The organism is Vibrio crassostreae (assembly GCF_041439375.1).
Lineage (GTDB): Bacteria > Pseudomonadota > Gammaproteobacteria > Enterobacterales > Vibrionaceae > Vibrio > Vibrio crassostreae_D.
In genome coordinates, this window is the sequence record NZ_JBGONY010000075.1 from 1 (window position 1) to 20991 (window position 20991).

29 protein-coding genes and 2 pseudogenes are annotated in these 20991 nt (G+C 43.3%); 5 read left to right on the forward strand and 26 right to left on the reverse strand.

All coding sequences use genetic code 11. The annotated features are described in order from the left end of the window. Positions 1-52 precede the first annotated feature (52 nt). From ACED45_RS21465 to ACED45_RS21520, 12 genes and pseudogenes are all read right to left on the reverse strand, one after another. Positions 53-205 (reverse strand): annotated as a pseudogene (locus ACED45_RS21465) (GNAT family N-acetyltransferase); the annotation flags it as partial. Positions 206-268: 63 nt separating this feature from the next. Beyond that, entirely contained in the window at positions 269-901 is a 633-nt protein-coding gene (locus tag ACED45_RS21470; RefSeq protein ID WP_371714960.1) for an RraA family protein, read from the reverse strand. A 61-nt stretch (positions 902-962) separates the two neighbouring features. Beyond that, positions 963-1439, reverse strand: a complete 477-nt coding sequence (locus ACED45_RS21475) for a GNAT family N-acetyltransferase (RefSeq protein WP_102444694.1) — start codon at positions 1437-1439, stop codon at positions 963-965. A 216-nt stretch (positions 1440-1655) separates the two neighbouring features. Then, positions 1656-1865, reverse strand: coding sequence for a DUF3955 domain-containing protein (locus ACED45_RS21480; RefSeq protein WP_102487999.1), 210 nt, complete (start codon positions 1863-1865; stop codon positions 1656-1658). A 230-nt stretch (positions 1866-2095) separates the two neighbouring features. Next, positions 2096-2347, reverse strand: coding sequence for a hypothetical protein (locus tag ACED45_RS21485; protein ID WP_004733888.1), 252 nt, complete (start codon positions 2345-2347; stop codon positions 2096-2098). A 229-nt stretch (positions 2348-2576) separates the two neighbouring features. Further along, the gene (locus ACED45_RS21490) at positions 2577-2990 is read right to left on the reverse strand and encodes a GFA family protein (RefSeq protein WP_019823483.1); all 414 of its coding nucleotides are present in this window, start codon (positions 2988-2990) and stop codon (positions 2577-2579) included. A 77-nt stretch (positions 2991-3067) separates the two neighbouring features. After that, complete coding sequence (locus ACED45_RS21495) at positions 3068-3202, reverse strand: hypothetical protein (RefSeq protein WP_371714961.1); 135 nt, start codon at positions 3200-3202, stop codon at positions 3068-3070. A gap of 224 nt (positions 3203-3426) precedes the next feature. Continuing rightward, positions 3427-3765, reverse strand: a complete 339-nt coding sequence (locus ACED45_RS21500) for a hypothetical protein (RefSeq protein ID WP_017083582.1) — start codon at positions 3763-3765, stop codon at positions 3427-3429. A 160-nt stretch (positions 3766-3925) separates the two neighbouring features. After that, positions 3926-4534: a sugar O-acetyltransferase gene (locus ACED45_RS21505; protein ID WP_371714962.1), complete on the reverse strand. Its 609-nt coding sequence runs from the start codon at positions 4532-4534 to the stop codon at positions 3926-3928. A gap of 96 nt (positions 4535-4630) precedes the next feature. Beyond that, positions 4631-5005 carry a VOC family protein gene (locus tag ACED45_RS21510; protein WP_102511421.1) on the reverse strand — a complete coding sequence of 125 codons (375 nt, stop codon included), beginning with the start codon at positions 5003-5005 and terminating at the stop codon, positions 4631-4633. Positions 5006-5070: 65 nt separating this feature from the next. Further along, complete coding sequence (locus ACED45_RS21515; RefSeq protein WP_371714963.1) at positions 5071-5796, reverse strand: pseudouridine synthase; 726 nt, start codon at positions 5794-5796, stop codon at positions 5071-5073. Next, positions 5769-5930: a hypothetical protein gene (locus tag ACED45_RS21520; RefSeq protein WP_004733900.1), complete on the reverse strand. Its 162-nt coding sequence runs from the start codon at positions 5928-5930 to the stop codon at positions 5769-5771. Before ACED45_RS21520 ends, ACED45_RS21515 begins: the two co-directional genes overlap by 28 nt. Before the next feature lie 209 nt (positions 5931-6139). On the opposite strand from ACED45_RS21520, the gene ACED45_RS21525 reads away from it, so the two are divergent. Beyond that, the gene (locus ACED45_RS21525; RefSeq protein WP_004733901.1) at positions 6140-6541 is read left to right on the forward strand and encodes a YkgJ family cysteine cluster protein; all 402 of its coding nucleotides are present in this window, start codon (positions 6140-6142) and stop codon (positions 6539-6541) included. A 53-nt stretch (positions 6542-6594) separates the two neighbouring features. On the opposite strand, the gene ACED45_RS21530 is transcribed toward ACED45_RS21525, so the two are convergent. From ACED45_RS21530 to ACED45_RS21585, 12 genes and pseudogenes are all read right to left on the reverse strand, one after another. Next, positions 6595-6996: an NUDIX hydrolase gene (locus ACED45_RS21530; RefSeq protein ID WP_371714964.1), complete on the reverse strand. Its 402-nt coding sequence runs from the start codon at positions 6994-6996 to the stop codon at positions 6595-6597. Positions 6997-7225: 229 nt separating this feature from the next. Continuing rightward, positions 7226-7606: an STAS/SEC14 domain-containing protein gene (locus ACED45_RS21535; protein ID WP_371714965.1), complete on the reverse strand. Its 381-nt coding sequence runs from the start codon at positions 7604-7606 to the stop codon at positions 7226-7228. Positions 7607-7718: 112 nt separating this feature from the next. Next, positions 7719-8222, reverse strand: coding sequence for an HAD family hydrolase (locus ACED45_RS21540; RefSeq protein ID WP_371714966.1), 504 nt, complete (start codon positions 8220-8222; stop codon positions 7719-7721). Positions 8223-8265: 43 nt separating this feature from the next. After that, positions 8266-8766, reverse strand: a complete 501-nt coding sequence (locus ACED45_RS21545; RefSeq protein WP_371714967.1) for a GNAT family N-acetyltransferase — start codon at positions 8764-8766, stop codon at positions 8266-8268. Between the two features lie 39 nt (positions 8767-8805). Then, a pseudogene (locus ACED45_RS21550) lies at positions 8806-8940 on the reverse strand (D-2-hydroxyacid dehydrogenase family protein); the annotation flags it as partial. Positions 8941-9015: 75 nt separating this feature from the next. Continuing rightward, on the reverse strand, positions 9016-9480 hold the full coding sequence (locus ACED45_RS21555) for an ASCH domain-containing protein (RefSeq protein ID WP_327784279.1): 465 nt from the start codon (positions 9478-9480) through the stop codon (positions 9016-9018). Positions 9481-9705: 225 nt separating this feature from the next. Further along, positions 9706-10761, reverse strand: coding sequence for a glycerophosphodiester phosphodiesterase (gene glpQ / locus ACED45_RS21560; RefSeq protein WP_371714968.1), 1056 nt, complete (start codon positions 10759-10761; stop codon positions 9706-9708). Positions 10762-10839: 78 nt separating this feature from the next. After that, positions 10840-12213: a glycerol-3-phosphate transporter gene (gene glpT, locus ACED45_RS21565; protein WP_371714969.1), complete on the reverse strand. Its 1374-nt coding sequence runs from the start codon at positions 12211-12213 to the stop codon at positions 10840-10842. A 505-nt stretch (positions 12214-12718) separates the two neighbouring features. Continuing rightward, entirely contained in the window at positions 12719-12973 is a 255-nt protein-coding gene (locus ACED45_RS21570; RefSeq protein ID WP_017059204.1) for a DUF3297 family protein, read from the reverse strand. A 242-nt stretch (positions 12974-13215) separates the two neighbouring features. Continuing rightward, entirely contained in the window at positions 13216-13650 is a 435-nt protein-coding gene (locus tag ACED45_RS21575; RefSeq protein ID WP_371714970.1) for a GNAT family N-acetyltransferase, read from the reverse strand. Positions 13651-13716: 66 nt separating this feature from the next. Further along, positions 13717-13851, reverse strand: a complete 135-nt coding sequence (locus ACED45_RS21580; RefSeq protein WP_017059202.1) for a hypothetical protein — start codon at positions 13849-13851, stop codon at positions 13717-13719. Between the two features lie 23 nt (positions 13852-13874). Next, entirely contained in the window at positions 13875-15005 is a 1131-nt protein-coding gene (locus ACED45_RS21585) for a PcfJ domain-containing protein (RefSeq protein WP_102428725.1), read from the reverse strand. Between the two features lie 235 nt (positions 15006-15240). On the opposite strand from ACED45_RS21585, the gene ACED45_RS21590 reads away from it, so the two are divergent. The 4 genes from ACED45_RS21590 (at position 15241) to ACED45_RS21605 (ending at position 19541) form a co-directional block, all read left to right on the forward strand. Beyond that, positions 15241-15663 (forward strand): universal stress protein, encoded by a 423-nt coding sequence (locus ACED45_RS21590; protein ID WP_371714971.1) that lies wholly within the window; start codon positions 15241-15243, stop codon positions 15661-15663. A gap of 193 nt (positions 15664-15856) precedes the next feature. After that, on the forward strand, positions 15857-17233 hold the full coding sequence (locus ACED45_RS21595; protein ID WP_371714972.1) for a DASH family cryptochrome: 1377 nt from the start codon (positions 15857-15859) through the stop codon (positions 17231-17233). After that, positions 17230-18801 (forward strand): cryptochrome/photolyase family protein, encoded by a 1572-nt coding sequence (locus ACED45_RS21600; RefSeq protein WP_371714973.1) that lies wholly within the window; start codon positions 17230-17232, stop codon positions 18799-18801. Before ACED45_RS21595 ends, ACED45_RS21600 begins: the two co-directional genes overlap by 4 nt. Then, positions 18801-19541: an SDR family oxidoreductase gene (locus ACED45_RS21605; protein ID WP_371714974.1), complete on the forward strand. Its 741-nt coding sequence runs from the start codon at positions 18801-18803 to the stop codon at positions 19539-19541. The genes ACED45_RS21600 and ACED45_RS21605 overlap by 1 nt, the downstream gene beginning before the upstream one ends. A 145-nt stretch (positions 19542-19686) precedes the next feature. On the opposite strand, the gene ACED45_RS21610 is transcribed toward ACED45_RS21605, so the two are convergent. Together ACED45_RS21610 and ACED45_RS21615 are read right to left on the reverse strand one after the other, a co-directional pair. Beyond that, a complete protein-coding gene (locus ACED45_RS21610; RefSeq protein WP_081231109.1) occupies positions 19687-20571 on the reverse strand; it encodes a PA4780 family RIO1-like protein kinase in 885 nt (294 codons plus the stop codon). 147 nt (positions 20572-20718) lie between these two features. After that, the gene (locus tag ACED45_RS21615) at positions 20719-20868 is read right to left on the reverse strand and encodes a DUF2256 domain-containing protein (protein WP_371714975.1); all 150 of its coding nucleotides are present in this window, start codon (positions 20866-20868) and stop codon (positions 20719-20721) included. Positions 20869-20991 lie beyond the last annotated feature (123 nt).

Here is a 20991-nt window from a genome sequence, read left to right on the forward strand (position 1 = left end):
ATCTTATTATTCGTGCTAGGTGATTAGAATGCGGGGTTTATGACGCGCTTACGAATAATGTGCGTTCGATTTTCTCTATAGTTGTCGAGATTTCACCACTAAACCCTTTCATACTCCGGTCAAAGTCAGCTTTTTGTTCAATAAACTCTAACAAGACACTTGAGTCTTCTTTCGTCGCAGTCCTTACGATCACTCTCTTCTCCATGGATGAATTTATTCGTTGTCGCCTAACGCCTGTTAATTGATGACAAATGCCACGCATTACAAATCAACTTGCTGCACCAATTAAGTTTTTTTTCGCAGACGTTATTGCTTTGGCTATCTTAGCCCTATGACTCGTTTCCCACTCAGCGAGTGTTAATGAAGCTTCGTCACTTGCTTTCTTTGAAGCCATTAGAAACACTTCATCTTTTCTTGATTTAGGAATAACGACAATACCCTCTACATCAGCAACAATGATATCTCCCGTAGAGACCTTTGCTCCCCCGCAAGTGATTGGAGCGCCCAATTCAGAATAGACCTCTTTCTTTCCCGGTACTGGATGAACACCTTTCGCAAAAACTGGAAACTTCATATCTGAAATTTCACTCAAATCTCGAATGACACCATCAATAATAAAACCTTTGATACCTCGACTCTTCGCGACTGCGCATACATTACCGCCGGCTACTGCATATTCGCTATCAACTCCATCCACTACAATGATGGAACCTTCTGGTGCTTCGTATATGGCTGAATGAAGCATTAAATTATCACCAGACGTTAACTGGACAGTAAACGCTTCTCCAAAAATTGGCGACATTCCCTGCCAAAGAGGACCAATACTAAAATTAATAAAGTGGTCGTTACTTAGTATGTTTCCGTAATCGGTTGTCGCAAGTTTTGAAAAGTCTGATTTCATATTTTCACTCCATGTTTGAATGAAACCTGCCGGTCTATGTATGTTGCTTTATCTGTTGAGGCTACCCGCTTAGTTTCTTAGACATATTGAAACCGGTAACCTCAAAGCCAACTTCTTTATACAACTTAAGCGCCCGCTCATTATGGTATGCGACCCTCAGTTTTATTTGATTGATACCAATAGCAAGTAGTTGGGTCTCTAACGCAGAAATTGATTGAGTACCATAACCTTGACCTCGATGATCATTCGAGATGAAGAAGTCATAGATAAACGTAGATTTATCCCCAATATTGACTGAGTGCCAAAGGTAACCCACAAGCTTACGTTCACCATCGACTTCAGCATCAATGCATAATAGCGAATGCTCATTGCCCTCTAGTCCGTTAGGGAAGCTGCGATGCAAGTCCTTCTTTGCCAATTTGACTGCAACGTCTAAAGAATGCCCATAGTTTCTAGCTATTTCCTGACTGTAATCGTCAATAAAATACTGACAATAAGCTGGATATTCGTCTTGGCGCATTCCTCTAAGTACTACCATATTCATCCTTTATAAACGTTGAATTCAATTAGTAACATAACGCCCGCTTGAGCAGATGGCAACGCTACCAATGATCTCAAATTTAACACCTAACCCACTGAAGTTAAACGAGTGGAAACACCAATACCGCCGCATGCCAAAATGCCAAGCGTACCGAATCGCGCCTAAGTTATTTGTGATAACGAAACATCTTCGTTTACTCGTAGCTTAACTGGTCTACTGACACTTTCTATGTCTAACGAAGGTTACAACCAAAGCCACCAACGCAAGTAGCTCAAAAAGCCAAAACAGAGGAATAAGCCCGAATGGCTCAACCAATACACCATTTTCATCTACGTATGAACCTATGGTGTTATAAGCAATGAAACACAAAAGACCACTAACGCAGAAAAGGGAACTGATTTTATACTTACGGAGAAAATTCATCGGAGCCTCAACATTTGAATATCTAAAATATCAGACACTTTGTAAGAGAACATGGTTCACTCGGATAGGCATAATTGGATAGACGAGTTATCGCCGCTTGAAGTAGCTGACATCGCGATCACCTCACCCATTGTGCCGAAAACACTAAAGTTGATTCTAGCTGGAAATGCCAATCGTTTAGCATCATTTTTATATACCGAAATGGATGACAAACACTTGTTATGTGCTTTTTATTGAGGCCTATCTTCTGGGTTATCACGATACCAAGCTTCGAGCAGTTCCCGACCATAGATGACTTCTGTCTGCATATGCATGTAAAGAAGGAATGCAGCCAATAGAAAACTAACTCCGTTCAACCACCTTAATGCTTGTTTACGCTCTGCATCATAGAAAAACATACTGACACCAACAAGCAAGAAAGGATAACAACCTATAAGAAGTAACAACCAGCCAAGGTAACTTGATATTGCCATATCCGTCATTTCCGCCCCCTAAGAGCCATTAGAAAACTCATTGTATATTAGAGTAATTATTCAGCTATTAGGAGTTCACATAATCGAGTTTCGAGGCACTTCAAGTTGGGGGTTGATGCTGGGATGTTAGGCGTGAGCACCACCTAACCGAAACCATTACACCGCAAACACAAAACTCGACCGAAACTAAAAAATGCCGAGCGTTGTGAATTAGTCTTAAGCTAATAAAAACTAAGTGCTACTCTCCACTTTCAAAGTGGGCAAATACTTCTGCACCAGTCATATTGTGCGTTTCATTTTTAAATTCGTAGTATTTGGGCTTTTCGTCGATGAATATCTGATGAGTTAACTTGTAGTCATCCCCAGACATCAATAAACCGACAGGAAGATGATACTGATTATTTGGCACCAAAAAGTAAAACAAGTGAGTACCACATTTACCGCAGAACCCTCTCTCAGCCCAATCGGATGACTTATATCTCACTACATTTGATTCACCTGATATTTTGACGGAATCAGAGCAATCAATGACTAACATCGGACCGCCAGACCAATTTCTACACATACTACAATGACAAGCCCCCAATTCATTACTGGCGTACTCTACTTCCAACTCAACCGAGCCACATAGGCACTTTCCTTTACCTTTCATGAATCCTCCAATCTTTGCAATGTGTGTAAAATGAATAGCAGATAACGCTTTTTATACCGATGACTTAATAAGAAAGGCTATTTTTTGTTTCCCTTCTTCGACAGATACGCGGCATACTTTTTAGAGATCCATTTATGAATATGAAGCCCTGTTTTACGAACAAGATACCAATCTATCGCAACTAGAATCACCAAACCGATTACAGTTCCCATTATAAAACCTCTATGCTCATTGAAATGTCACTCTAGCAAATAGTTAAGAAAGGCACCGTGAACCTAAACAAACTATCAAGACTAGGTATAGATAGTTAATTTCACTCAGTAAAAATGATAGAGGCATAACGCTTAGCTACGCTGTAAGTGGATGTGTGCCATGTCTGAGCGAAGCGAGTTCGGCACGCGTTTACGATTCAGATTTAGGCACCTTGTTATATGTTTTACTTACTAATATGCCAAGCCATTACGCCACTAGCAATAAGTAAAAATATACCTATCAATCCGACATTAACTGCAAAACTTACTTTATTAGTTTCGTCTTGAAAGTCATTTGTTCGGGACACAAGTTCACGATGAATCATTAACGACAAAAAGTCTTGATTAGCTGGATTGTTACCATCAAATGTAATGCCTGCCAATACAACAAGTAAAACCCCGCTATATGCAATGTAGTCAACCAAGTCTATTGTGGATAGGTAATCAAAAAAATTGCGAGAAATTAGCAGAGCTACCGAGATCACAACAAGATAAGCTAAAATCCCTTTGAGAAAACCCTTCATTGAAACTCCCTGTACATATAACAGTTATCAGACAGAAAAATTCCGCACTTAAATCCAGAATATTTCTGTGTAGTTTCTAAGATAGATAAGTAATATACAACTAAGCCACTGCATAACAATGACTTATGTCACAGCTAATTTCAGGCGTGTGAAAAGTCGCTTACTTTAATTCATCGGGAATACGGCGATCTTTGTGGTAATACTCTCGGTCGCGTTCGTTGATTTCGCGTACCACTTTGCATGGGTTGCCGACTGCGACGACATTGGCTGGGATGTCTTTGGTGACGATGCTGCCTGCGCCGATTACTGAGTTTTCACCAATGGTGACACCGGGAAGTACGACGGTGTGTGCGCCAAGCCATACGTTGTTGCCAATACGAACGGGGATATTGAACTGCGCTGCTTTTAGCCTGAGTTCTGGGCTGATGGGATGTGTGCCAGTGGCGATGGTCACGTTAGGCGCAATCATCACGTTGTCGCCGATGAATACGTATGTGTCGTCGACCAGAGTTAAATTGAAGTTCACGTATACGTTGTTGCCTAGGTGGGTGTGACGCCCCCAGTTCGCGTGTAACGGCGGCTCGATGTAGCAGCCCTCACCGACTTCGGCGAACAGTTGCTTCATGATTTGTTGTCGTTTATCCCCTTCACTAGGACGAGTGTGGTTGAAATCGTATAGCACTTCTAAGCATTGAGTTTGCTCAGCAACCAAGTCAACGTCGTCACAGTAGTAAACGTCTTGGCTGTGCATTTTAGCCTTTATATCCATGTTTGAACCTATTTGATCATTGCCTTATGTCGGCATAAATAAAGAAACAGATGAACAATTTGAAGTTTTCACTGGCCTCAATGCAAGTTGGATGAATTAACGCGGCCTGATGTTTTCAGCCACACGCCACAGCACACCACTTGGGTCAGTGATACAAAACTCAAGCATTCCCCAAGGTTGCTCAACAACCTCGGAAACCATAACTTCAAATTCCGACACTACATTAGAGTTTTGGATGTGTTGATACCAACTTTTTACGTCTTCAACCAGCAAGTGCATCATGTAATTGTGACAGTGCGCAGGTTCATAAAAGTTTTGCAAAAGGAAGGCGCAACTGCCGTGTCGTAGATAGGCGATATCGTGAAATTCAGACATCACTTCGAAGCCGATTGACTGGTAAAAACGCTTGGATAAATCGAAGTCTTTCGCGGGCACGAAAGACTTAATTTCTGAGACTTTGAGGTTTTCCATCCTAGATCCTTATAGTGTTGATATTCTGATCCTGACACGCTTAACGCTTTAAGTGGTTACAGCGTTTATTCAGAGTCCTGCTGAAATGAGTCGACTTCGGCTTTAGTTAGATAACGCCACTGACCTGCTTCAACATCTAAACGAACATCACCAATCTCCTCACGGTGTAGTCCAACAACTCGATTCCCTACCGCAGCAAACATTCGTTTTACTTGATGAAACTTACCTTCTGTAATGGTCAACAGCACTTCTTTACTGGTAATCACTTCGAGTTCTGCCGGACGCGTCAGATTTTGTTCGCCCTGCAATTTAACGCCCGCTTTGAACTTGTCAGCGACATCATCTTTGATATCTCGTGACAATGTCACGCGATACACCTTCTTACATGACTTGGTTGGCAGAGTGATGTTGAATGACCATCGCCCATCATCGGTAATCAAGACTAAGCCTGTTGTGTCTGCATCTAAGCGTCCTGCGATGTGCAGTTCTGATGCTTTTTCTATCTCGATGTAGTTAAAGAGTGAAGGATAAACTTCATCGATATTAGAGCAGATAGTACCCGCAGGCTTGTGCATTAGGAGGTATCGAAATTCACGCAACTTAAGCGGAGTGCCATTTAACAAGATGGTGTTGCTTTCATGAACCTGAGTCGATTCATCGGTCACAGCCTCACTGTTTACGTTCACCTCGCCATTATGGATGCGTTCAATCGCTTCAGGCTTGGTTAGGTCAGTGCTTTTACATAGGTATTTATCAAGGCGCATTAATCGTCGGCACCACATTTTGCGCATGGCTTGTAAGTACGTTCGCCTTGAGCAATCACCACATAGTCTCGAACGCAGTTATCACATAGCGCCAACTTTGGGTAAGCGTCTCTCTGTTTCTTTGCGTTGATGTTGCCTTCGGTGGTGTATACAGTTCTCATTTTGATGCCTTTGCTTGAATAACGTGAGAGGCGCAAATTGTATCACTGTTTACAGCTTTGATTGGAGTGGTGGTGCATAGATAAATTGATTTTAAACGCCGTCATTCCATGTTCTCGCCCCGTAATGGCTTAACCATGAACAACAAAGTCAACGTGCCACGCCTATCAGTGGTAAAATGATAAAAGCTCACCAACCAATGAAGTCACTAATGAAAAATTGTAATCAATGCGGGAAATGCTGTATCAAATACGGAGATGGTGACCTTGCCGCAACGCAAGAAGAGATTGATTTGTGGGAGTTGTTCAATCCAGACATCTTTGAATATGTTCGAGGAAGCGAGATCTGGTTCGACCCTGAATCAGGCGAACGTTTAACTCGCTGCCCTTTTCTAGAGCTAGTTCCGACGAAAGACACCAAGGCTCAAGCCAAGTACACATGCAGCATTTACTTAGACCGACCAGAAGATTGCAGACACTATCCAAGCCTGATTAATGAGATGGTACGAGATGAGTGTGAAATGATTGAGGTGGTGGATTTACAAGACACGAAGAAAGCTCAAAGGAAACTCGACCTGTTGATGAAAGACAGCCGCCCTTCAAGCTATTCGTAAGCGATGATCTTTTGAAGATCAATCTTCAGTATTAGCTAGTAGCCGCTAAAACCTTAAGACAAATACTGGTTCGCTTCTAACCAATCAAGCGCAACCAGTGCCGCCAATGAGCATACCGCTCTGTCGTTGCCATCAACAAACTTAAGCTCTTCGATTTCGGCATCTGGAGACAGTTCACCAGTATAATCAGCAAGGTAACAAGTCAATTGCACTGATACGCCTTCCGCTTTGCCATCAGCTTGACCTGTAAAGGTCTCAACGTATTTGATGGAATCAGTCACTAAATCAACTGAGATCTCTTCTTTGATTTCACGAACCAGTGCTTGCTCATCGCTTTCGCCAGCTTCACGCTTACCACCCGGTAGATAGAACAGTTCTTTGCCTTTTGATCTGACCATCAACAACTTGCCATCTTTAATGAATATCCAAGCGAGCTTATCAATTACCTTATTCATGTCGTTAGACCTTATTTCTGTTTTAGTTCTCGTTTTTACTGAGTCTGATCGCTCTATTGCTCAAGACCAAACAAAGCCTAAGTATGTTACACGCAGAAATGAATATACTCTATTGAATCAAATAGGAAATATCATAACCAAAACGAAAAATGACAGCCTACGAGACGATACTCGTCAACTATCATTGGCGTTGTTTACTGATTACCCAGTAGTTGTCCGAAAAAGAGTATCAGTCGACCAACCACTTAAGCGCAGAGTCATGGTCTTCGAATGACTTAATCTCACCAGACACAAACCAGCTCCCTACTTTTGAAGCCAATTCTTGCCAGCTTTTATCACCATAAATCGCGATTTTGTCTATCTTCGAATTGAGCTCTAATCCCAATTTGAAATCATCCCAAGCAGCACGCAACTCCCAGCCCGTTAAGGTGGAGATGTCGACCAGCATCTTGAGTTTAGATGAATCGAGTTCTTCTAGCGTGGTACTTAGAATTGGCATCATTGCTTGATAGTCATCGTGTGTGAGTTTGCCTTTCGCTTTAAACACAACCATGGTTTCACCGCTAACACGTTCAATTCCGACCGATATTCCGTGACGTTCGATACTCATAACCTAGCCCTCATAGTGGAAACTAGACTTAGCTTAGAGGATTAGACAGCAAAGAGATGAGAGGTCGGCGTCAAAATAGACAAGCGCTTTATATGAGCTTAATGTCAGAGAGTTAATTGTGTTTTTTCAACAGTTCGCTTAGAGATTGAACTTGAATGATGCTCGGATGCTCGGACTTGAGCTCAACTCCTTCCGCGTTCAACCACACCGCTTGCAAACCCGCTTCAAGTGCTGGGTAAATGTCTTTCTCTAAAGTGTCACCTACCATGGTGATATCTTGTGGTGCAACACCGAGTTTGGAAATGATGGCAGGATAGAACCCTGACTCGAACTTAGAAAAGCCAATGCTCGACTTACAAAAGTAACCCAAAATATATTGAGACAGGCCAGCACGCTCAAAGGCTCGAATGATGTCCTCTTTACTGGAGTCGCCTGCGTTGGTGGCAACATAAACTTGACGAGTTTTCGACAATTCCGCTAATAATGCACGAGCACCACTCACTTCTTGTACGGTTTCCCAGTCACACATCTTCCCTTGTGCGTCTGGGAAATCAACCATCAGCGTATTGCCCCAGTCGAATAAGACTATTTCTGTTAATTCGATTAGCTTTTTCATCTTGCCTCCTGCATACGATGAGTTACCTAGCGTTTAAGTGATCCTATAAAAATTTCTCGATAAGGATTTCGTCAAAGTACTGATCGCCAATCTTACCGTGTTTCTTAGCCGTTCCGACGATGTCAAAACCTTGCTTAAGATAAACCGCTAAAGCACGCTCGTTGTCTGCTCGTACATAGGCAAACAGCTTTTCATAACCTTTGGCTTCTGCCGCTTTGAATGTGTAATCAAACAACTGTTTTGCAACGCCCTGTCCACGGCTATTAGCATCAACATAAGTACCAATAATACCAACATGATCAAATGCTTTGGTGTAACTAGCAAATGGTTCTACATTCTGAAAACCAAGCAGCTGGTTTGTCGTTTCGTTGACGGCAACACTAAACACACCGCGCTCAGGGAACGACTCAATAAATGCCTTTTCTTCATTAACAGTAAAAGTCTGATCCAAGATCGTATAACGCGCTTCGATGATGATTGGATTCAATACATCAATAATGCCTTGCGCATCATCTATCGCGACTGCTCTGATTTTTAAGCTCATACTTCTCTACCTTTTTATAACTTGGGGCAGATTCTATCTCTATATGCCATCCCTTTGATAGGACAGAATGTTGTCGAAAGCAATATCGAAGTAGAATTCGTAGCTATTTTGTTCAACATAGCCTAAATGTGGCGTCGCAGTGACGTTTGCCAAGGACAATTGCGGTTCGGCGTCTAGCTATCTTGCTTTAGTCAAAGATAGCCAAAGTGCCATGTCTCGAGATTCAATATGACACTCACGGTGACTTCACTATTGATAAACCACTTTGAAGCGCTCAAGTACGAGTAACATGTCTTCAGTTGGCGCAATTTTGAGCTCTTCACATTCACGTGAAAAGAAGTTCCAGTGCGCATCTCTCCACCATTCTAGTGTTTTATCACCCTCGCCTTCTGCGGCAGCAAACTCAGCGGTCACTTCGTTGTATTTGCACAGCGACACCGAGGTTACCTCGACAAGGCAAACTGGTTTGCCATCCCAATCGGTGACGACTTGCAAATGTCCCACGACAGGCATAACTTCTCCTTCATGGCTGTACCAATATTCAAGGCTGCAAGATGCCCGTTTTTCACCTTTGAGAATTAACTGGGCACATAGGTTGGCGTTGTATTCGTCAGCACAGTAATAGTCGGAACTAAAAGAGGTGTATTGCGAAGCAACGTCCGCTGGTAATGTGTTGAGGTAGCTATCGAGATAAGCTTTGCTTCTTTCTTCCATGATGTGTCCATTTTCAATATTCGTTTCAGCCAGAAGCGCTACATATTGAGCACCTGACTGCATTGCGCGTAACCTATCAAGGAGTGTAAACGGTGTAAATCAAGTAACGATTAAAGTGTGTACTAAGAGTGTAGATTTAATGCAGGATTGTTAGATCAAAAAAAGAGCTAAAAACACCTTCAAGCAGTGCTTTTAACTCTTTGTATTTTATTGTGGATTAACCAATTAACGGTTTAAGAAGTCGACTGCTTTGTCTGGGAAATCAGTAAACACCCCGTCGACTTTCACTTGGTTATAAAACACATCCAACATGCCATCGAAGTTATCGACATAACCTGGAATTCGGCCTGGATCAGCGCGGAACGTGTACGGATGAACATCTAAGCCTGCATCTTTGGCAGATTTCATTAATGGTTTAATGATGATGTTATCTTTGGTCGATGCATCGTCCACCAGCATTGGCTTCCAAGGGCCTACTCCTTCCGCATAAGTCGCAACTTTTTCCATACCACCCGCTTCAAACATCCAGTCATAACTGTATGGCGTTGCTTTATCGCCCTTGTAAGTCATGGTTTCGTTCCAGTCTGTATAGGCCATCAACTGAACGAGCTTAAGATCCATCTCCATCGCCGGCATGAGTTCATCATTTATGCGCTGAAGTTCATTAGCATCGAAACACTGTAAATACACTTTGTCATCTTTCGATAGGTAACCATATTGCTGTAATGTGGCTAGTACCGCTTTAGATATGTCTTTGCCTTCATGGCGATGGAACCAAGGTGCTTTAATTTCAGGATAGATACCTACGTCATAACCTAAGGTCTTATTTAACCCTTGGATCAGTTCGATTTCTTCTGCAAAGGTAGCGACACGGAAATCAGACTGCCACATTGGGAAGCGCGTTGGGTACCCTGCCACTCTGTTACCTTGTTCATCTAGGTTAAAGCCTTCGGTCACTTTCAGAGATTTGATCTCTGCAAGCGTAAAATCAATTGCGTAGAAGCGACCGTCTGCACGAGCGCGTGTTGGAAAGCGGTCAGCGACATCTGTTACTCGATCTAGATAGTGATCATGTAACACCACCAATTGGTCGTCTTTGGTCATCACGACATCTTGTTCGATGTAATCGGGTTTCATCGCATAAGCCAGAGCTTTGGCGGGTAATGTGTATTCAGGTAAATAACCAGAAGCACCGCGATGAGCAATCACTAAAGGCTCAGCGAACGCTTGTGCAGATAAGCTTAGTGCTAATAAGGTCAGAGACAGTGACGTTGTTTTCATTATTGTTTCCCTTGATAAAACAGAAGCAGGATATACCTGCCTCTGTCGTTTATTAGTCGATGTGGTTTTGTAAATACACTATTGAGTTAGCGCTTCTTTTTCACGTTCGAGGCTTTTCTCTTTATGGTGCTTACGCTCACCAATAAATGCGTATACCAAACAGATGATTGAAGCGACACAAGCGCCAACCAAGATAGTGAAACCACCATCCCATCCATAATGGTCAACCATGAAGCCAAGTACTGCATTTGCTGCAACTGCACCACCTAAGTAACCGAATAGACCGGTTAGGCCAGCCGCTGTACCCGCAGCTTTCTTAGGAGCAAGCTCAAGTGCGTAAAGGCCGATTAGCATTACAGGGCCGTAAATTAAGAAACCAATCGCAATTAGAGCCAACATATCAACCGTTGGGTTACCTGCTGGGTTAAACCAGTAAACCAATACTGCGATAGTCACTAGCACCATGAACAAGATACCTGCAGGCGCACGGCGACCTTTGAATAACTTATCTGAGATCCAACCACACAATAGCGTGCCCGGAATACCTGCCCACTCGTATAAGAAGTAAGCCCAAGATGATTTATCTACAGAGAAGTCTTTCGCTTCTTTTAGATAAACAGGAGCCCAATCAAGTACACCATAACGAATCAGGTAAACGAACGCGTTTGCGATAGCGATTGACCACAACAGCTTGTTATTAAAGACATACTTAAAGAAGATCTCTTTTGCTGTCATCTCAGTTTCGTGAGACTTGTCGTAATCATCTGGGTAGTCATTTTTGTGCTCTTCAATTGGAGGTAGACCACAAGACTGAGGCGTATCTCTCACTGTGAACCAAACAAAAATAGCAACGAGAGTGGCAAAAAATGCAGGAACATAAAAAGCGGTTCGCCAATCGTCATTGAAAGCCCATAGACCCAACAGGAACATTGGACCAATTAATCCACCGCCCACGTTGTGAGCAACGTTCCATACTGACACTATCTCGCCACGCTCTTTACGTGACCACCAGTGCACCATGGTTCGTCCACAAGCCGGCCAGCCCATACCTTGGAACCAACCATTCAAGAACAACAGAATAAACATCGCAGTAATGCTGCCTGTAGCCCATGGCATAAAGCCAAAGCAGAACATCACTAGCGCCGACATTAACAAGCCACCGCTGAGGAAATAACGAGGGTTAGAACGGTCAGAAACACTGCCCATTAAGAACTTAGATAAGCCGTAAGCGATAGAAACCGCCGCTAATGCAACCCCTAGTTCTCCGCGGCTAAAACCTTGTTCAATGAGATAAGGCATCGCCAAACTAAAGTTTTTTCGGACTAAGTAGTACCCCGCATAGCCAACGAAGATGCCGAGAAACAACTGCCATCGTAGTCGTGTGTAGGTGCTATCGATCTTATCTGATGACAAGCGATCGATATGCGCCATAGGTTTGAATATTCCAAACATAGGAACCTCATAATTATTGGGCGAAGGAAGAATTAAAATGCTCGAACGAAAAAATTTAGCGCTCATTCGAAATCAAGGGAATTGTATGTGCTTCAGGATTAATTTCTGTGATAGAGGTAGTCATTAACAAAAAATAACTTTAAATACAGCATATTAGTTTCATTTAATTAGACTACGCTTCATATTTTTGTTTGTATCTGCTTAATTAAACATCAGAACTTTCGAGAGTGAACAAACCAAAAAAGAGCGAGCGAACACAAATCAACCAACAACAAATTTATTATTCCTGCGAATGCATAGTGAATACCGAAAATTTTGGTTAAATCTGTGGAGTTAAAAGGGTGATTTGGGCTATTGGTTAAAGAAATTCACCAAAATCAACGCAAACAAAAAGGGTCTAGATTTCTCTAGACCCTTTTAGGTAATAACACTTGTTGACTTAATGTTGACTGATTAGACAAACATTAGCTAATTACATGAAGTATTAACTAGCCACACGAAGTGATTATGCGTCGATGTAAAAAGCTTCTACAGTGCCTTTTAGAGTAATAAGCATTGGCTGACCAAAACGATCTAGCGCTTTTGGAGAAGGGATCTTAACCCAACCTTCGCTGATGCAGTATTCTTCAACATCAGTACGCTCTTTACCATTTAGACGAATGCCGATTGGGTATTCGAAACACTCAGCAACGTGGTGTGGGCTGCGTGGGTTACCTGCAAGATGATCTGGTAAAGCTGGTCTTGAATTAGTATCGCTCATGTTCATTACCTGTATGTACGTAAATAAAAAAAGTGCGTCATTCTAGTCAATATAGGCTTTGTGCTCAACAACTGCTGCAATAAATCGTATTGATAGGTCTAATCAACAGCTAGTTGTTTGATTTAAAGGCGATATCGGCATGAGTTTCAACGAAAATTTAACAGGTTTATGCATTATGGATGAAAGGGAGAAATTCATTACTCGAACGGCAGATAAACTAATATCAGGCTTTTATTCCGAGCTTATCGATTAAGCTCAATACTCATCACTTTATGGTTCGGTTCTGATTCGATATTTACGATTGACCAACCTAGCCCTTGGTAGAGACCCATGATATTGGTGTACGCGTAGAGTTGAGTTTGCACTGCAGAAGAAACCTGTCTGACACCACGATTAATCAGTTCACGGGCAATGCCTTGACCGCGCCATTGAGGGTCGACAAACACAGCGTTGATCCACACTACATCACGAACTTGGTGAGGTTCTTGAAAATAGGAATACGCCAAGCCACCAATGACCACATTATCGCGAAGTACTGTTATTACTGGAGGGAGTTGTACGTTTTCTTTATATGTATCTTTAAACTTGAAATCAGACCATTCACTTTGAAATAAGCCCTCTAACTCATGCCAATAAGGTGAGTTTTCATCGCAATTTCTAAAGATTACTTTCTGCATTTTTCCGTCCTTTTAAAGAGAGTAATTCGGCTATCCTAGCCTTGTTTAATCTAAGTGTAGGTAAAGCTACTCTTCTTCGTCGTAATCGTCTGCTGGGTCTTGATTAATTTCTTCGCCGCATCCTAGGCATTCACCTTGCAGATCCGTAGGCATCACAATAATCAAACCACAATGAGGGCAAAGATCGCCTTGTTGAAACATCCTGTATTCCTTCTACTTAATGGCTATTGCTTAGGATATTTTTGCTTACTCGCTTCTAGCCAGTCGTGAATCACTTGGCGAGCGGATTCCGACGGAGGTGCATTTCGTTTTCCGCAGATTTGGTCTATTTCAAAAGGAAATGCTTTGCTCGGGACGCGGCGTAAACCTATGGTTAAACGCTGAGGCTTGAGCATGCGGAACACCACATAACGATCGCTCATGATTCGGTTGTGATACACGCCAATACAGTGCTTCTGCTCGATGCCTTCGTGTTCAAGGTCGTAATAATCCGTGAGCGGATGAATGTTGTCATTGCCAAGTAAAGGAACGGGATAAGGGATGTCTTTATCCATTGGGCAGTTACCCTCCAAACGACGTAATTGCCGTTGCTCCGTCCAGCGGTCATGGAGTTGTTCAAACATCGCAAAAGAGTTCTGACTGGTAATCGCGCGCAGTGGATCATCCATCTCCAAATCTAGTCCTAACAATATCGCATCTTGGAACATCGCCATCTTCGACGGTGCGTTAAGTCTGCCCTCTTCCACCATTGCAATCCCTAGCCTGCTACCAGTTAGAAATGGATGAACTTGGTCCAAACGCAGGGCTGTGTATCCAACTTTTGAGTAATGCTTAAACTTAAGGACTCGTCTTTGCAGCGGTTCGAGAATACGAACAATGTGGTCGAGTTCATCACCAACATTGTAATGAAGCTCTAGCTTGTCGATGAATTTGAGTGTCGCCTTACTGCCGTCTAAGCCCAACTTGGTAAGGATCTTCTTCTGCCCTAAGCGACTTAGTGCCAGTGCTTTCTTGTTGTCGACACTGTATTTCATGCAGATCAAAGCCAAAATAACAGGCCTTAATTCAAGCAATTGCGCGGCTTCATAAGTATTCGCAGCAAGCCACAACATCTGGTATTGGTATTCTGGAAAGTCGTCGGTGATTTCACGATAACGCGCAGGTAATGAATTTAGCCAACGACCATTCACGTCAAACTGTTCAACAAGGTTGAGGCTCAGCCCAATGCCTCCATCAAGCGGTCGTCTACCATCTTCAAACACATGAAAGCCGACGAGCTTTTGAGACCAGTCTCGGATCTCAATATCGTAGTCGAAACCTAATGTTCGAGTGGGAATGGTTAGTAGTGCTGTCATTGATGCCTCTTCGTTATTGGCGCATTGAACTATCAAGCCTATCTAACAGCATAAGCTAGCGCTTCAACCACTATATCAACCTTTTGTAAATTTCTTACCAATCAAAGCGATATAAATACGATAGTGCTTAGAAGAACATTGAATGATGATTTTACGGAATATGAGATCTCTTCGATATCATTTGCGTCAACAGAAACTATGCTTGTTACATAACTCACAACAAGAGGCTTTAATTATGGATTACCGACATATTCTGGTCGCACTTGAACTGTCTGACGACACCAAGATTCTCATTGATAGAGCGACCTTCTTCGCTGATAAACTGGAGGCTGGCATTTCATTTGTTTATATCGATGGTACGCATGGAGAGATTTATCCTGAACTCGTTGATATTCAAGGAAATGACGGTGATTTACCCATCAATGAAGATGCCGTTAAGCATTTGAAAGAGTTTGAAGCCTACACCAAACACCCAATCAAGCACATTTTCGTGGGAACGGGTGATTTGAACGATAAGCTCAAAAATGCCATCGAAGCAAACGGCGTTGACCTATTGCTGTGCGGCCATCACCATGATTTTTGGCATAAGCTCATCTCCCATTCTAAACAGATCATCGATACTTCCCCTATCGATATTCTCGTTGTTCCTATGGAATAGAAGCTCCAGTTCGACACTCAAAAATAACCGGCTTTGCCAACCTCTATCGGTATTATTGGTTGGCTTGATATCCTCTTCAACACACTCATCCTGACCGAAATCTCCTATTTCCCGCTTAGAGTAGAAATTTGTGATCTTGTCAGCTTATCAACTCGTAAGCGTCTAATAATTAACAAATCGCCGAGTGAAAGTAATGAAAAAGATTGGCCTGTATCTTTTTACAAACGACTTAAGAATCAACGACAATGCGCTACTTTACCAAGCAAGCCAAATCGTCGATGAGCTCGTTTGTGTGGTTGTCGAACCGCTTCTGTCTCACTACTCAGCACAGTTCGCCCAAGAACAGCAATATGGCGCTCACCGCATAGCTTTCATTTCACAATCGATAAGCGATCTTAAGGCTAACCTGAGCGACCTAGAGCAAACACTCATCGTCCTTACACAAGACCAAGATAAAAGCGAGAACGTTAAATACTCGCTCAACGAGATTATCTCTGCTCTAAACGTCACTCACTTGTTTGCAAATGTTCATTGTGGCTACAACGAGCAACAGCTAGTGCAATCAACATTGGCTGACTGCCCGAACTTAACTCCGATTCAAACTCACAACTCGACTCTGTTTGAGCTCGATGACTACCCTTTTACGTTAGACAAGTTACCACGCTCGTTTACCAAGTTCAGAAAACTCATCGAGCACTTGTCTGTCGATACACACAGTTTGATCATAACGACGTTACCACCAGCACCAGACCTAACAAAAACGTCACACTGTCACTCAAAGGCATCCCTTTTTATGACGAACGATTTGACGAGCGAGCAAAGCTTCAAAGGCGGTGAAACATCGGGGTTAGTACATCTCGACCACTACTTCTCACACGATTACGCGAGCCGCTATAAACAGACTCGGAATGTGTTGGATGGCATCGAGAACTCGACCAAGTTTTCACCGTGGCTCGCATTAGGTTGTGTCTCACCGAAAACAATCTGCAGACACCTCTCTCGATTTGAGTCGCATCATGGTTCCAATGATTCAACCTACTGGATCTATTTCGAGCTGTTGTGGCGTGAGTATTTTTATTGGAAAAGCATGTCGTTGAAGGCATCGTTATTTACAGGCTCATACACAAACCCCGTTATAGCAGAGAGTAGCACTCAATCGGCAAGCCTTAATTTTTCCAAATGGAAGAGCGGTAACATCAACTACCCGATTGTCGATGCATGCATGCGCCAGCTTAACGCGACTGGCTACATGTCCAATCGCGGAAGGCAGTTAGCCGCAAGCTGTTTGATTTACGAGTTGGGCGTCGACTGGCGACACGGCGCGGCCTATTTCGAAAGCCAACTTGTCGACTATGACGTGGCATCTAACTGGGGGAATTGGGCGTATATCGCTGGGGCTCTCAATCAACCAACCCACAACAGCGAAACTAAAAACCAATCACAACCTAAATCACGCCATTTTGATTTAGCCAAGCAGACTGAAATGTACGACCCAAACCATGCCTTCATCAATCAATGGTCAGGCGGTAACGCAGTCACAACAAGCCTCACAAACCAGGACGCATTATGAAATTTAAAACGGTACGACTTGTATTAGGAGACCAGCTAAATATTGAGCACTCATGGTTTCGACAGGTTAACGATGACGTTATTTACATCATTGCTGAGCTCAAACAAGAAACGGATTATGTTGCGTCTCATATTCAAAAAGTGGCCACTTTTTTCTGTGCGATGGGTTACTTCGCTGACGGATTAAAAGAACAAGGCCATCAAGTACTTCACCTAACTCTTGACGACACAACGCAATTTGAAAACCTAGACACACTTCTAAAGCACTATGTACACGAATTCGGCGCAGAGAAATTCGAATATCAAAGGCCAGATGAATATCGCCTTTTAGAGCAGATGAACAAGCTCAAGCTCACCAATGCGACCAAAGGTTGTTGTGATACAGAACACTTCCTCTTTCCATTCGAAGAGATCGAACAACAATTTCCGAAAGACAAACACATCATGATGGAACACTTCTATCGCCGAATGAGAAAGCGTTTCGACATTTTGCTAGAAGACGGAAAGCCCGTTGACGGCAAATGGAATTACGACGCGAACAATCGAAAGAAACTCAAGAAACAAGACATCGAAAACCTGCCTCAGCCTTTGATGTTTACCAATGACATAACCGACATTTTGCAGCGTATCGAGCGCCACCAAGTGCAAACCATTGGTCAAGTCGGTAGCCAATTATTATGGCCGGTGAACCGCGCACAAAGTTTGTCTTTGCTCGCTCATTTCTGCCAAGTCTGCTTACCGTTATTTGGGCAGTTTCAAGATGCGATGACTACAGAGCACGATTCTAAATGGAGCTTGTATCATAGCCGTATTTCGTTTTCGTTGAACAGTAAACTGCTGAGTCCTAAAGAAGTGATTGATGCAGCACTGTCGGCCTACCAAGCATCCAGCCATCGAGACAGCTCTTCAAATAAACCAAGCATCGACATTGCACAAGTCGAAGGGTTTGTACGCCAAATACTGGGGTGGCGAGAGTACATACGCGCCATCTATTGGGCGAATATGCCTGCTTACGCCAACAAAAACCATTACTCAGCAAACAATAACCTGCCACATTACTTTTGGGACGGACAAACCAAGATGAACTGTATGAAGCATGCGATTGACCAGTCTCTTGAATTTGCTTACGCGCACCATATCCAAAGGTTAATGATCACTGGCAACTTCTGTTTAATCACAGGCATAGACCCTGACCAAGTCGACAGTTGGTACCTCGGTATTTACGTCGACGCGATTGAGTGGGTTGAAATGCCAAATACGCGAGGTATGGCACTGTTTGCGGATGGCGGGATCGTCGGAACCAAACCATACTCTGCCAGCGGTTCCTATATCAACCGCATGAGCGACTACTGCAAAGGGTGTCACTACAAGATAAAAGAACGCAGCGGCGAACAATCTTGCCCTTTCAATAGCTTGTATTGGCGCTTTATGAGCCAGCACCGCGATGCGTTAAACCGTAACCCACGCATGGGCATGTTATATCGCTCTTGGGACAACATGGACGAGCAATCACAACAAGCGATTCTCGATACTGCGGAACAACGAATCACAAACTTGGAGAACTTATAATGGTGGAGCAACTCAGATTACACATATTGGTGGTCGGTGGGAGCGGCGGTATTGGTTTCGCTGTGGTTAAACACCTATTATCTGAGCTCTCTCGGTTTGATTTTCTTGATGTGCATGTAGATGCGACTTACCACTCTCAACAGCCGGAACTAGAAAACAATCGCTTGAGCTGGCACAATGTCGATGCAACCAATGAAGCTGATATTGAGCAACTCAGCAAACAGTTTGAAAAATTGGACTGGTTGATAAACTGTGTTGGTATGCTTCACACACCAGAACTCGGCCCTGAGAAAAATTTGTCTTCTATCGACCCTGAGTTTTTCCTGAAAAACATTTCGGTGAATACCCTACCCAGCTTATTGCTGGCAAAGCACTTCACACCTGTTCTTAGAACGAGCGACAATCCAAAGTTTGCTGTAGTTTCCGCAAAGGTAGGTAGCATTTCAGACAACCGATTAGGTGGTTGGTATAGCTATCGTTCATCGAAAGCGGCACTCAATATGTTTATCAAAACCATGTCGATTGAATGGCAACGCACCATAAAGAAAGGCACCGTGTTGGCTCTGCACCCGGGCACGACAGACACGGCTCTATCGAAACCTTTTCAGACCAATGTCCCTCAAGGCAAGTTGTTTGAATCGAGTTATGTAGCCCATCAGTTGGTCGATATCATTCGCACTGCCACACCGGACAAAAGTGGGCACTTCTACGCTTATGATGGCGAGCAGTTAAATTGGTAGTTAATACCAGTGGCCGTCTTTCATGAGCGCTAAAAAAGAAAACCCAACAGAGTTGAGGCTCCATTGGGTTGTTTTTTGAAAGAGCGCCTGACTTTTTAAGGCGTATGGTTGATATCTAGCTAAAGATCAAAACTGATCATCACGGTTACTCAGCCCAATTGAACTTGCTGTCGTCTACACCTTCTTTCTCTTCTTTAGCTCGCTCGCGTCGGTGTTGCTCTTCAATTCGCGCGGCGTCTATCTCTTGCATGATGGCTTCGATGTCTGCCAAGTCGTCCGTTTCCGTAAACTCACCCGTCAGCTTGCTGTCTGGCTTCAAGTCGCCTTTCTCGTACAGCGCCCACATTTCCTTGGCATACTCGGTTTTCGCCAATTCAGGGGCAAACTGAGCGTAGTAGTCACGGATGTTATTGATGTCACGAGCCAGCATCCACTCGGCGTTGTTGTTCGCAGAAGCATCAACTGCTTGTGGTAAATCGATAATCACGGGGCCGTATTCATCCACCAATACGTTGAACTCAGACAAGTCACCATGGATCAAACCGACACACAGCATTTTAACTACGTAAGTCATCATCACAGCGTGGTCTTCGATCGCCTGCTCTGCTGACATCACGACATCGTTCAAACGTGGTGCAACATAACCATCATCGTCAGTGACCAGTTCCATAAGCAGCACGCCATCAAAGCAACCGTAAGGGACAGGCACACGTACGCCCGCTTCTGCCAGTTTATATAAGGCATCCACTTCAGCACTTTGCCAAACCTTTTCTTGTTGCTCTCGACCAAAGCCAGAGCCTTTTTCCATCGCTCGAGCACGGCGGCTATTTCGGACTTTTCGGCCTTCACGATACGCGGTCGCTTTTTTAAAGCTGCGCTGGCTAATTTCCTTATATACCTTGGCACAACGGATCGTATCGCCGCAGCGTACAATGTACACAGATGCTTCTTTGCCACTCATGAGTTGGCTTGTCACCTCGTCGACTAAACCATCGTCAACTAAAGGCTGTATTCTTTTAGGTATCTTCATGCCGCCTTTATACATCACTTATCTTACAGATAGAAATATTAACTTGAGAAATGAATGACGAAACGATTAAAGGAGCATCAAAATGATGACAAAGAAAGGAAATATAGGAGTTAGTGGGTTTAGAGCGTGAGGATTGAGCTGATCTATTCAAGAGTATGAAGACTCAGATTTATTACGACGGCAACGTTCAGAACAGTAGATCACGTCATCCCAACAGCGCTGCCACTTTTTACGCCATGCGAAAGGCTTGTGGCAAACAGGACATCTCTTAGTGGGTAAATGTGGCTTCTTGTGCATGGCTTTTTCCTTCTTGAAGCATCCACTTCCTGCGTTTACTAGAGATTCCCTATTACGTTCGTTCCTCACTTTAGGGAATAATGAAATGGACCCACCCTTCTAAACGGCGTCGCAATGCGCCAA